Source organism: Streptomyces sp. SAT1, from assembly GCF_001654495.1.
Classification (GTDB): domain Bacteria; phylum Actinomycetota; class Actinomycetes; order Streptomycetales; family Streptomycetaceae; genus Streptomyces; species Streptomyces andamanensis.
In genome coordinates, this window is sequence record NZ_CP015849.1 from 2,698,012 (window position 1) to 2,709,885 (window position 11,874).

Genomic DNA, 11,874 nt, shown 5'->3' on the forward strand with positions numbered 1-11,874 from the left:
GGAGAACCAGGAAAAGCGGACAAAACACTCGCGACCGGCCGATATGAGCCGGTCGCGGTGACGCGATCGTTATCCGGATTTGAGCATCCTCTGAGCGGACGGCGAATCTGCCCGGAACAGGACGATCCGGGCAGGCGGGGGAAGAGCGCCCAGGACACCTCGGGGCACCCGGGGCGCCTCGGGGCACCTCAGGGCATGAAGGTGGAGACCAGTCAGGGCATGAAGGTGGAGACCAGGGTCTCCTGGAGGCCGCCCAGCCACAGGTACGCCATCACCATCGGCTTGCGCGGGTCCTCGTCCGGCAGCCGGTAGAGGTCGTCGGCGTCGTCCTCGTCGCCGATCTCCAGCCGGGAGGCGATGGCCAGGCGCAGGTCGTTCAGGGCACCGAGCCAGCGCCGGGACTCCTCCGGGGACAGCTTCAGCACCGCGCCGCCCTCACCGGAGGCGGCGAGGGCGTTGAGCGAGTGGATCACCGCGAGGGCGTTCTCGCGCTTGCCGGCCCGCAGGTCGTTCTCGGTGAAGCGGCGGAACTCGGCCGCGTGCGCACGCTGCTCGGCGGCCTCCTCGGCGCTGGCCGGCGGCTGCCCGGGGTCGCCGTAGGCGTCCGGGAAGAGCCTTCTGAGCACCGGGTCGGCGGGCGGCTCGCTCGGGCCCTCGGCGAACAGCTCGGCGAGCGGGTCGCCGCCCTCGTCCTCGGCGGGCCCGGGGCCGATCAGCTCCAGGAGCTGGATCGCCAGCGAACGGATGATGGAGATCTCGACGTCGTCGAGGGCGACGGCCGCGCCGCCGCCGGGGAGCGGTTCGAAGTGTCCGGGCATGGAGGGGATTCGCTGCTTCCGGTCCGGGCCGTCGTCGGCGCGTGCGCCACCGGCCGCTTGGCTACTTGCGGTCCTGCTGGAGGGTGGCCCACAGGCCGTAGCCGTGCATGGCCTGAACGTCCCGCTCCATCTCCTCGCGGGTGCCGCTGGAGACGACCGCCCGGCCCTTGTGGTGGACGTCGAGCATGAGCTTGGTCGCCTTGTCCTTCGAGTACCCGAAGTACGTCTGGAAGACATAGGTGACGTAGCTCATCAGATTGACGGGATCGTTGTGCACGATCGTCACCCAGGGGACGTCGGGCTCGGGTACGGCGAAGACCTCCTGTGCCGACTCGGTCTTCTCGATCTCGATGGGTGCGGCTGACGTCACAAGGCCCATGCTGCCACTACCGGGGCGCGGGAGCACAAACGAGCTGGCCGCATCCCTAAATCGTCAGACTGACGAAATGGGAGTACGCTTCTCGGTCATGAACACAGCGGACCTTGGGCTGCCGGTGGATGTTCCCTCTACGGCGCTCTTCACCGACCACTACGAGCTGACGATGCTGCGGGCCGCCCTGAAGGCCGGGACGGCCGAGCGGCGCAGCGTCTTCGAGGTCTTCACCCGGCGGCTGCCCGAGGGCCGCCGCTACGGCGTCGTGGCCGGAACCGGCCGGGTGCTGGACGCGGTGGAGAACTTCCGCTTCGACCCGGACGTCCTCGGCTATCTGCGCGAGAAGCGGGTCGTGGACGAGCCGACGCTCCAGTGGCTGGCCGACTACCGGTTCAGCGGCGACATCTGGGGCTACCCCGAGGGCGAGGTCTACTTCCCGGGCTCCCCCGTCATGCGGGTGGAGGGCTCCTTCGGCGAGTGCGTGCTGCTGGAGACCGTGATCCTGTCGATCCTCAACCACGACTCCGCCATCGCGGCCGCCGCCTCCCGGATGTCCTCGGCGGCCGGGGAGCGGCCGCTGATCGAGATGGGCGCCCGGCGCACCCACGAGCTGGCCGCGGTCGCCGCCTCCCGCGCCGCCTACGTCGGCGGCTTCGCCTCCACCTCCGACCTGGCCGCGGGCTTCCGCTACAACATCCCCACCGTCGGCACCTCCGCCCACGCCTTCACCCTGGTCCACGACAACGAGCGGGACGCCTTCCGCGCCCAGGTGGAGTCGCTGGGCCGGGACACGACGCTGCTGGTGGACACCTACGACGTGACCGAGGCCGTGCGCACGGCCGTGGAGGTGGCCGGGCCCGAGCTGGGCGCGGTGCGCATCGACTCCGGCGACCTGCTGCTGGTCGCGCACCGGGTGCGCCAGCAGCTCGACGAGCTGGGCGCCCGCGACACGCGGATCGTCGTCACCTCCGACCTGGACGAGTACGCCATCGCCTCGCTGGCCGCCGCGCCCGTGGACGCCTACGGCGTCGGCACCCAGCTGGTCACCGGCTCCGGCCACCCGACCTGCTCCATGGTCTACAAGCTGGTCGCCCGCGCCGAGTCCGCCGACCCGAATGCGCCGCTGAAGCCGGTGGCGAAACGGTCCAGCGGCGGCAAGACCTCCATCGGCGGCCGCAAGTGGGCGGCCCGGCGCCTGGACGCGTACGGCGTCGCCGAGGCCGAGGTGGTGGGCACCGGGCCGGTCCCCGTCGAGCTGGCCGACCGGCAGCTCCAGGTCGAGCTGGTCAAGGGCGGCGAGGTGGTCCGCCGCGAGCCGCTGGACGCCGTACGGGACCGGCATGTGGCGGCCCGCGCGGGGCTGCCGCTGTCGGCCACCCAGCTCTCGCGCGGGGAACCCGTCCTTCCGACGGAGTACGCCACCGGAGCGTCGGGTAGCTAGAGCGCATGACCGCCTCTGCCCCGACCAGGCCCCTCAGGCCCCGCCCAGCCCGCTGATCCCCGGAACCGAAGGACACCCGACATGCGCCGCGCCCTGATCGTCGTCGATGTGCAGAACGACTTCTGCGAGGGAGGCAGCCTCGCGGTGGCCGGCGGCGCCGACGTGGCCGCCGCGATCACCGAACTGATCGGGCAGGCCCCCGCCGGGTACCGGCACGTGGTGGCGACCCGCGACCACCACATCGCGCCCGGCGGCCACTTCTCGGACCACCCCGACTACGTCGACTCCTGGCCCCCGCACTGCGTGGCGGGCACGGAGGGCGTGGGCTTCCACCCGAACTTCGCGCCCGCCGTCGCCTCCGGCGCGGTCGACGCCGTCTTCGACAAGGGCGCCTACTCGGCCGCCTACAGCGGCTTCGAGGGCTTCGACGAGAACGGCGTGTCCCTGGCCGACTGGCTGCGGGCCAGGGAGGTCGAGGAGGTCGACGTGGTCGGGATCGCCACCGACCACTGTGTGCGCGCCACCGCCCTGGACGCGGCGCGCGAGGGCTTTCGCACCCATGTGCTGCTGGACCTCACCGCGGCCGTGGCCGGGCAGACCACCGAGCGGGCCCTGGAGGAGCTGCGCCGGGCGGGCGTCGAGCTGACCGGCAAGCCCGTCGTCGCCTAGGACGGTGATGCGGGGCGGGCGAGCGGCTCCGGGCGCGCTCAGACCTGGGCGGGGCTCACGCCCGCTCCGGGGGTGCGCGGGCGCAGCAGGGCCCTGATCGGGTGCCACAGCTCCGGGGGGCCGGCGGGGGCGCCGCCGGCGGGCGAGGTGCGCCAGATGAGGCCGTCGGGGTGGTGCAGCACCGCGGTGATCTCGTCCGGGGTGGGCGGGGCGGCGTTGCCCCGCAGGTAGACGGCGCGCAGACCGAGGTTGCGCAGCCGGGTCAGGGCGCGGGCGCGGTTGCGGGCGAGCACGAGCACCCGGACGCCGCCGGTGCCCCCGGGGGCGGGACTGGGCAGGTTGAGGGCGACCACGACGGTGCCGTTCGGCAGTTTGCTGAAGCCTCCTGCGGCCATGCGGTCACTTCCCCGTTCCGGTCGGTGTCAATAAGAGAGCCACAGCAGGCACCTAAACACGATCGGCGGCAACCCGCCAGGGGGTTGCCGCCGATACGCTTTTGACCTGGGTTTTTTACCTTTACTTCACCGCGCGGCCGACTTCCAGCTCGATCGTGGAGCCGTCGTGGGCCTCCTTGGTGATCTGGATCCGGGTGTTGGTGTCAGTGATCTTGACACCGCCGGTCGGGTTCGAGGCGTCGTAGTAGGTGCTGGTGTGGTCGTTGAAGACCGGCACCCCCTTCGACGACTTGATCTTGGTCTTGACGTCCGCCTTGTGCAGGGTGATGCCGTCCGTGCGGTACAGGCTGAACGGCGAGTCGTACGCCTGGACGCGGTTGCGCAGCAGGGTGCCGTCCGACCAGCGCAGGGCCGTCGGGTGCGAGTCGACCGGAAGGATCAGACCGGTGCCCGGGTGGACGCTGGTGTTGTTGTCCGCCTGGGAGGTGTCGTACTTCCAGATCAGCAGACCGTTCTGGTACGGGTAGTGCTCGACCCAGTCGGGGCGCTTGGCCGAACCGAAGTTGTACGGACCGGTCTTCAGCGTGGTGTCGTACGAGACGTACTGGCGGTTCTCCGCGATGTAGTACTGCTCGTAGTCCTTGGTGAAGGACGCGCCGATGCGGGAGAAGCCCTTCGCCGTCCAGGCGGCGTCCTCGGTCTCGGCGTTGTCGGAGAAGAGCGCCGTGCCGTCCGCGGTCACCGCGATCTCGTCGGCCGCGAAGCCCTTGAGCGCGGCGCCGCCGTCCGTCTGGTAGCGGAAGCGGAGCTGGATCTTCTGGCCCGCGTAGGCGTCCAGCGGGTACGCCAGCTTCTTGTACGCGTCGACCGAACCGGTCAGGGCCGGCTTGTCGCTGCCGTCACGCGGGATGGCCTGGCCGTCCACGGTGCCGTCCAGGGCGGTCCAGTTGGCGCCGCCGTCGGTCGAGACCTCGGTGTAGAGGAAGTCGTAGTTGGCCTCGATGTCGTACCAGCCGTCGAGGCTGAGAGTGGCCGACTTCTTGCCGGTCAGGTCGACGGACCGGGTCAGGGTGTTCTTCAGGTCGTCGCCGCTGCCGCTCCACCACTGGGTGGCGCCCTGCGCGGGCTTGACGACCTCGGTGGTGACCGCCTTGTCGGGCAGCGAGACCACCACGGCCTGCCGGTACTTGGTGTTGAACTCGGAGACGCCCAGCTTGTGCCAGGACTTCACACCGGCCTTGGCGGTGTCGAAGTTCAGCCAGCCAAGACGCAGCTTGTCCCAGGCGTTCATGTCGCCGGGCAGGTCGCCGATGGCGTCCTCGCCCCGGCCCAGCCAGGAACCGGAGGACATCAGCGTCCAGAAGCCGGTGGAGTTGTCACCGCCCGCGGTGTCGTACTCGTCGGGCAGGCCGAGGTCGTGGCCGTACTCGTGCGCGTAGACGCCGAGTCCGCCGTTCTCCGGCTGGATGGTGTAGTCGCCGACCCAGACGCCGGTGTCACCGATCTGCGCGCCGCCGAGCTTGTTGTCCGACGGACCGGTGGAACCGGCGTCGGTGCCGTACGCGTACCAGCGGTGCGCCCAGATCGCGTCGGTGCCCTGGACGCCGCCGCCCGCGGACTCGTCCTCGCCCGCGTGCACGATCTGGAAGTGGTCGATGTAGCCGTCCGGCTCGTTGAAGTTGCCGTCGCCGTCGTAGTCGTAGCGGTCCCACTGGTCGTACTTGGCCAGGTCCGCCTTGATCGCGGCGTCCGACTTGCCGGCCGCCTTCTGCTGCGCCACCCAGGCGTTGACGCCGTCGCTGACGACGTTCCACACGCTGGAGCAGTTGGTGGAGCCGCAGTAGTTCGAGCCGTAACGGGCCTCGTTGTAGGGGACCTTGACCCAGTCCGAGACCTCGCCGTCCACCGAGTAGCGGCCCGAGGACTGCTTCTCGTAGTACTTCTTGACCGACTCGGTGTTCTTGCCGGTGCCGAAGTACAGGTCCTGGAAGTGCTTCTGGTTGTAGTCCTTCTGCCAGGCCGTGGAGTTGTCCTTCTTGCGGTCCGGCGCGGCTATCTGGTTGTGCAGCGGCCCGGCGGTGTCGCCGTACTTCGGGTCGGTCTGGTCGCCGAACTCGACCAGGATGGTGAAGATCTTGTCGGTCTTCTCCCGGCCCAGCTCGACGTACTTGGTGTCGCCCTTCTTGCTCTTGAGGCCGACGACCTTGGAACCGTTGCGGTTCTGGACCTTGGCCTTGCCGGAGATGACCTGGCTGAGGGCCTCCTGGCGCTGGGCCTCCTGGGTCTTGCTCAGCGGTCCGTCGAGGTTGTGCTCGTGCTGCCCGACCGGCTGCGGGTCGTGCCGGTTCACGGCGGCGGGAGAGCCGGCCGTGGTGGCGGCCTCCGCGACGGCGTACGTCGAGAACGTCGCGGCGGCCGCCGCGAGCGAGACGCCGATCGCGGCAGCTCTGAAAGTCCAGGGTCTACTGGTCACTTGCTGTCCTCCCCTGACGCGTCCGTACGCGCGGAAGGGGGGTCTCTGAGGCACGAGAAAGTCCGCGCGCGATCAACGCGTGTTAGTCAAGTGACGACATTTGACTAGAGGTTTACGAGAAAAGACAGACCTTGACTTGGACAGTTCAAGTGCACTATGCGGAGCGTTCGTTCGCTTTACGGACGGTCAGGGGTGCGCCGCGGGTGGCCCGGACGCGGCCGGGACGCGGGCCCGTGACCGTCCCGGCGCGTGGAACGGGCCCGGGAGGGCGCACCGTGAATCCGTGCGCCCCCTGTGCACCGGCACCGTGGGTTAGGTCACGCTTACCGGCCGTTCCGCGGGGGCATCCAGGAGATTACAGTCGATGTGGCGGAACGCCCGGAAGTCGGCGGACGGGACGCCAGGCCGGCCCCCGTCGCACCCCCCAATCCTTCCGAGGACACGATTGCCATGCCTCGTCCGACCGCCGCACAGCTCGCCTACGGCTCCTGCACCGTGATCTGCTCGACGCTCGCCATGCTGCTGCTGTCGCAGACGAGTTCGGGGGTGGGCATCGCCGTCATCGCCCTCGCGGCGCTCGCGCTGGGGCTCCTGGTCGCCATGACGGTGCCGCTGCCGAAGTCACGCGCGTCGGCCGCCGCCGGCAGCGCCGCGGCCGGTGCCCCGGCGGTGCCGGGCTCCGGCGCGGTGGCCGCCGCCGCGGCGGCTCGGACCACCGGACGCTCCCGGACACCGGCCCGCCGCTAGCAGCCGTCGTCGGGGCCGTCGGACCGGACCGCCGCCCTCTCGCGCGTCCCTGACGCCGCGCCGGCTCACCGGTCCGTGCCGACCACCACCGTCTTGGCCGCCTTGTCGTGCAGGCCCTGCTTGTAGGGCCGGTCGAAGTAGCTCCAGCCACCGCACACCGCGAGCCAGACGCAGGCGCAGCAGAACCAGAACGGCACCCAGAGCACCGCCGAGCGCCCCAGCGCGGTGGCCGCGGACGGCGTCGACCCGTCGCTCAGGTTCGCCACCCGCATGCCCAGCCACTTCTTGCCCAGCGTCTGCCCCGACCGGGAAATCATGAAGGTGTCGTAGGCGACGTAGAGCACGACGCCGACGACCGACTGCGCGATGGACGTACCGACCTCGACCTGATCGGCGTTCATCGTCGTCTCGTTGACGCGCAGCGCCCAGGTGATCACCCAGGTGACGATGCCGACCAGGACCAGGTCGATGATCCGGGCGAGGGTGCGCCTGCCGCTCTCCGCCAGCGGCGGCATCCCCGCGAGCGGGCCTCCGGGGGGCGGGCCACCGCCGTACGGATCGCCGCCGTAGGGCCCACCGCCGTACGGCCCGCCGGCACCGCCGTACGGGCCGCCTCCGCCACCGTAGGGGCCGCCGCCCTCGTGGGCGCCGCCGCCCTCGTACGGGCCGCCTCCCCCGCTGTACGGATTGCCGCCGCCGCTGTACGGGTTGCCGCTTCCCGGGGGCGGGGGTCCGGAGCCCGCGGGCGGTTCGGAGCCGGGGGGCGGCGGTTCGGTGCTCATGCGCCGAGTGGAACCCGAACGCGGGCGGGGCGCATCCGGCGAGCATCCGTACGGATGACGGACGACAGGTGACGGATGGCAGGTGGCAGGTGGCGGACGGCAGGGGGCAGGCGGCGGACGGCAGGGGACAGGGGGCAGGCGGCAAGCGGCGGGCGCACGGCCGTGGGCGCCCCGGCCCGCAGCCGGCTCAGTCCGCCACGAAGGTGTGCGCCGCCTTGTCGTGCCAGCACTGGTGCCACGGCCGGTCGAACAGGCACCACAGGACGCCCACGATCCCCACGCCCAGGAGTCCGGGCACGCTGTACACCAGCCAGCGGCGCAGCGCCGGGCCGAACGACGGCGGCTCGTGGCCCTCGATGTCCCGCACCTGGAGTCCGCAGAGCTTCTTGCCGAGCGTGCGGCCCCACTTGGCGGTGGGCAGCACCTCGTAGAGGACCCCGGCGAGCAGCAGGACGGCGAGGACGACACCGAGGTACGCCGCCGTCGTGCCGTCCAGCAGCCAGACGGTGACCGTGCGCCCGGTGAGCTTGGCCGCGTCGATCTTCGCGTCGACATGGTCGACGGCCCGGGTGCCGAGCGGCACGGCGGCCACGGCGGTGACGCCCGCGAGCAGCACGGTGTCGACCAGGCGGGCGGCCAGCCGCTTGCCGAGGCCCGCCGGCCGGGCCGCCGCCTGCCGCCGCGCCGCGGCCTGGAACACGTCCTCCACCGGCGGCTTCCAGGGCGCCACGGGCTGCTCCTCGGCCGCCGCGCCGGGGCCCGCTCCGGCCCCGGCTCCCGCGAGCTGGTGCACCTGCTGCGCCCAGGACGCCTGGCCGCCGCCGGGGCCGCCGGCCACCGGGGAGGGGAGGGAGCCGGGCACCGCGGCGGCGTGCGGGGGCGCTGCGGCCTGGTGGGGCAGCGGCGCCACGGGGGCGACGGGCGCGGCCGGCGCGGGGGCGGGCGACGCGGGAGCGGGTACGTGCGCCGGGGCGGGCACTGCTGCCTGGGCGGGGCCGTGGGGCTGCGGGTGTCCCTGTGCCGGGCTCGGGGGCTGGGCGCGCACCGGGCCTTGCTGCTGGGCCGGACCCTGCGGCTGCGGCTGGACCTGTGCCTGTGCGGGGGCCGGGCTGTGGGCGCCCTGGGCGGGCACGGAGGGCTGCCCGGACGCGGCCTGAGGCGGGGCGGAGCGCGGGACGGGCCGGAAGGTCATGGTGCCGTCGTCCACGGGACCGCCCGGCCCGGGGATGCCGGGACCGGCGGGAGCAGCGGGGGCGGCAGCGTTGGCCGGGGCGTCGGCGGCGGTCGGCCGCCGGAACACGAACGTACCGGCGGATCCGCCGCCGTCCTGGGCCGGAGCGGCGCCACCGCCCTGCACCTGGCCCTGCACCTGACCCTGGCCCTGGCCCTGGCCCCGATCGCCCTCCCCCGCCGGGGAGTTCGCGTGGGCCACCCGGGGGTCGGGACCGGCCGGTGCGGTCCACGGGGTGTGCGGATCCGGGTCGCCGGACCACGGCGCGGCCGCCGGTTCCGGGCGGGCGGCCGCCGGGGGCGGGTCCTCGTCGAAGAAGTGCGGGCCCGTCTCCTCGACCGCAGGGGTCGCGGACGCGGCGGGCCGCGCGCCGGGCGGCGGGCTGAGCGGCTCGCCGTCGGCGGGGGCCGGACGGCTGGTGCCCGGCACCCAGGAGGAACCGTTCCAGTACCGGACGTATCCGGGGATGGACGGGTCCGGGTAGTACCCCTCGCGGGGCCTGTCGTCGCCTGGTGCGGGGGTTGGGGCGCTCATGTCCGTCGTCCCGTATCTGCTCGGGGGCCGTCTTGGGGGCCTCCACATCTATCAGACCGGCGCACCCGGCACGGCCCGTCCCGCCGGACCCACCCCTTTCCGGGCACTCCCTCGTACATGTGCGTCACCTCCCGGACACGAGCGCCGCTGCCCGGACCGGTGCGGAAAAAGTTCCGCGGACCCGCGTAATGCCCGGCGTCCGGGCGCCTCTCCCCCTGTGCGGGCCCGCACCCGGGGCCGTACGCGACACGCGTCATGAGTCACGCGTCATGAGTGGAGAGGACGAGAACCATGCGACACACCGTGGTGGAACGTGAACTGGAGCTGAGGCTGATCCTGTCGCCCGAGCGGGGGATCCCCGTACCGGCCCGGCTCTCCTACCGCACCGCCGACCCGTACGCCGTGCACATCGACTTCCATGTCGACTCCGGTCAGCCGGTGCACTGGGCGTTCGCCCGGGATCTGCTGGTGGAGGGGGTGTTCCGGCCGTGCGGCCACGGCGACGTACGGGTGTGGCCGTCGAAGACGGAGGGCCGCAGCGTGGTGCTGATGGCGCTCAGCTCGCCGTCCGGTACGGCGCTGCTGGAGGCACCTTCCGCGCAGGTGTCGTCCTGGCTGGAGCGCACCCTGCGGGTGGTGCCGCCGGGCAGCGAGGGCGAGCAGCTCGGCATCGACGCGGGGCTGGCCGGACTGCTCGCTCAGTGAGCCGGAGGGGCAGGAAGAGCGGGCGAGGCGGACGGGGACCGGGCGGCGGTCAGAACAGCTTGCCGGGGTTGAGGAGGTTCAGCGGGTCGAAGACCTGTTTGACGGCCCGCTGCATCTCCACCCCGACCGGCCCGATCTCGCGCGCCAGCCACTCCTTCTTCAGGACGCCCACGCCGTGCTCCCCGGTGATGGTGCCGCCCAGCCGCAGCCCGAGGGCCATGATCTCGTCGAAGGACTCGCGGGCGCGCCGCGACTCCTCCGGGTCCTGGGCGTCGAAGCAGACGGTCGGGTGGGTGTTGCCGTCACCGGCGTGCGCGCAGACGCCGATGGTGAGCCCGTACTTCGCGGCGATCCGCTCGACCCCGTCGAGCATCTCGCCGAGCCGGGAGCGGGGCACGCACACGTCGTCGATCATCGTCGTGCCCTTGACCGCCTCCAGCGCGGTCAGCGACATCCGGCGGGCCTGGAGCAGCAGTTCGGACTCGGCGGCGTCGTCGGCGGGGACGACCTGGGTGGCGCCGGCCGCCTCGCACAGCGCGGCGACGGCGGCGAGGTCGGCGGCCGGGTCGGGCGTGTCGAACGCGGCGAGCAGCAGCGCCTCGGTGGTCTCCGGCAGGCCCATGCGGGCGAGGTCGTTCACGGCCTTGACCGTCGTACGGTCCATCAGTTCGAGCAGGGAGGGCACATGGCCGCCCTCCATGATCCGGCACACCGCGTCGCAGGCGGCACTCGCGGAGGAGAACTCGGCGGCCAGCACGAGTTGCTGCGGCGGCTGCGGCTTGAGCGCGAGGACGGCCCGCACGACGATGCCGAGCGAGCCCTCGGAGCCGACGAAGAGCCGGGTGAGGTCGTACCCGGCGACGCCCTTGGCGGTGCGGCGGCCGGTGGACAGCAGGCGGCCGTCGGCGAGCACCACGTCCAGGCCGAGGACGTACTCGGCGGTGACCCCGTACTTCACGCAGCACAGGCCGCCGGAGGCGGTGCCGATGTTGCCGCCGATGGTGCACATCTCCCAGCTGGAGGGGTCCGGCGGGTAGGACAGGCCGTGTTCGTTGACCGCGCGGGAGAGGGTGGCGTTGACGACGCCGGGCTCAACGACCGCGATCCGGTCGACGGGGTTGATCTCCAGGATGCGGTCCATCTTGGTCAGGGAGAGGACGATGCAGCCGTCAGAGGCGTTGGCCGCGCCGGACAGGCCGGTGCGGGCGCCCTGCGGGACGACCGGGACGCGCAGCTCGGTGGCGGTCCGCATGACGTGCTGGACCTGTTCCACGGTGCGCGGCAGGACGACCACGGCCGGGGCGCCGGACGGGCAGAAGCTCGCCATGTCCTGGGCGTAGGCGGCGGTGACGTCGGGATCGGTGAGGACCGCCTCGGCCGGCAGGCCCGCGAGGAGCCGGTCGGTGAGGTTGGCCTCCACTGCGTCGGGTGCGGCTTGGATACGGCTCATGATCACAGCGTGACACCCGCGGCGACCGGTGGGAACCCCGCGGACGTGATCCCTCCGCCCGCCGGGTGGCCTGCCTGGTGGTCCTGTCGGTTAGTCCTGTCGGGCGGCCCGGCGGGGTGGCCTGTCCGGTGGCCCTATCGGGTGGCCCGGCGGGGGCCTACCCGGTACCCCTACCCGGTGGCCCGGCGGGACGGGCTGTCCGGTGCCCCTGCCCGGTGGCGGCCGGGTTGCGTCCGCCGGGTGGCCCTCGGCGCCG

At 72.4% G+C, this 11,874-nt stretch carries 11 protein-coding genes; 4 read left to right on the plus strand and 7 right to left on the minus strand.

Annotation, left to right across the window (positions count from 1 at the left end; translation table 11 throughout):
- Positions 1-212 precede the first annotated feature (212 nt).
- Positions 213-818: a DUF2017 domain-containing protein gene (locus A8713_RS11730; RefSeq protein ID WP_064533364.1), complete on the minus strand. Its 606-nt coding sequence runs from the start codon at positions 816-818 to the stop codon at positions 213-215.
- 61 nt (positions 819-879) lie between these two features.
- Positions 880-1,197 carry an ATP-dependent Clp protease adapter ClpS gene (gene clpS / locus A8713_RS11735; RefSeq protein WP_026252159.1) on the minus strand — a complete coding sequence of 106 codons (318 nt, stop codon included), beginning with the start codon at positions 1,195-1,197 and terminating at the stop codon, positions 880-882.
- Between the two features lie 88 nt (positions 1,198-1,285).
- Here clpS and A8713_RS11740 point away from each other — a divergent pair, with 88 nt between their 5' ends.
- Both A8713_RS11740 and A8713_RS11745 read left to right on the plus strand, forming a co-directional pair.
- Positions 1,286-2,632: a nicotinate phosphoribosyltransferase gene (locus A8713_RS11740; protein ID WP_064537450.1), complete on the plus strand. Its 1,347-nt coding sequence runs from the start codon at positions 1,286-1,288 to the stop codon at positions 2,630-2,632.
- Between the two features lie 81 nt (positions 2,633-2,713).
- A complete protein-coding gene (locus A8713_RS11745) occupies positions 2,714-3,301 on the plus strand; it encodes an isochorismatase family protein (protein WP_064533365.1) in 588 nt (195 codons plus the stop codon).
- 38 nt (positions 3,302-3,339) lie between these two features.
- Here A8713_RS11745 and A8713_RS11750 read toward each other — a convergent pair whose 3' ends face one another.
- A complete protein-coding gene (locus A8713_RS11750; protein ID WP_064533366.1) occupies positions 3,340-3,696 on the minus strand; it encodes a hypothetical protein in 357 nt (118 codons plus the stop codon).
- A 121-nt stretch (positions 3,697-3,817) separates the two neighbouring features.
- Positions 3,818-6,169 carry an immune inhibitor A domain-containing protein gene (locus tag A8713_RS11755; RefSeq protein WP_064533367.1) on the minus strand — a complete coding sequence of 784 codons (2,352 nt, stop codon included), beginning with the start codon at positions 6,167-6,169 and terminating at the stop codon, positions 3,818-3,820.
- Between the two features lie 450 nt (positions 6,170-6,619).
- Between A8713_RS11755 and A8713_RS11760 the strand changes: the two genes are divergently transcribed.
- Entirely contained in the window at positions 6,620-6,916 is a 297-nt protein-coding gene (locus A8713_RS11760) for a hypothetical protein (protein WP_064533368.1), read from the plus strand.
- A gap of 65 nt (positions 6,917-6,981) precedes the next feature.
- Here the strand turns inward: A8713_RS11760 and A8713_RS11765 are convergent, their stop codons facing one another.
- Positions 6,982-7,698 carry an RDD family protein gene (locus A8713_RS11765; RefSeq protein WP_064533369.1) on the minus strand — a complete coding sequence of 239 codons (717 nt, stop codon included), beginning with the start codon at positions 7,696-7,698 and terminating at the stop codon, positions 6,982-6,984.
- A gap of 187 nt (positions 7,699-7,885) precedes the next feature.
- On the minus strand, positions 7,886-9,463 hold the full coding sequence (locus tag A8713_RS11770) for an RDD family protein (protein ID WP_064533370.1): 1,578 nt from the start codon (positions 9,461-9,463) through the stop codon (positions 7,886-7,888).
- A gap of 291 nt (positions 9,464-9,754) precedes the next feature.
- Here A8713_RS11770 and A8713_RS11775 point away from each other — a divergent pair, with 291 nt between their 5' ends.
- Positions 9,755-10,168, plus strand: a complete 414-nt coding sequence (locus A8713_RS11775; protein ID WP_064533371.1) for an SsgA family sporulation/cell division regulator — start codon at positions 9,755-9,757, stop codon at positions 10,166-10,168.
- Between the two features lie 49 nt (positions 10,169-10,217).
- Here A8713_RS11775 and A8713_RS11780 read toward each other — a convergent pair whose 3' ends face one another.
- The gene (locus A8713_RS11780; protein WP_064533372.1) at positions 10,218-11,624 is read right to left on the minus strand and encodes an FAD-binding oxidoreductase; all 1,407 of its coding nucleotides are present in this window, start codon (positions 11,622-11,624) and stop codon (positions 10,218-10,220) included.
- Positions 11,625-11,874 lie beyond the last annotated feature (250 nt).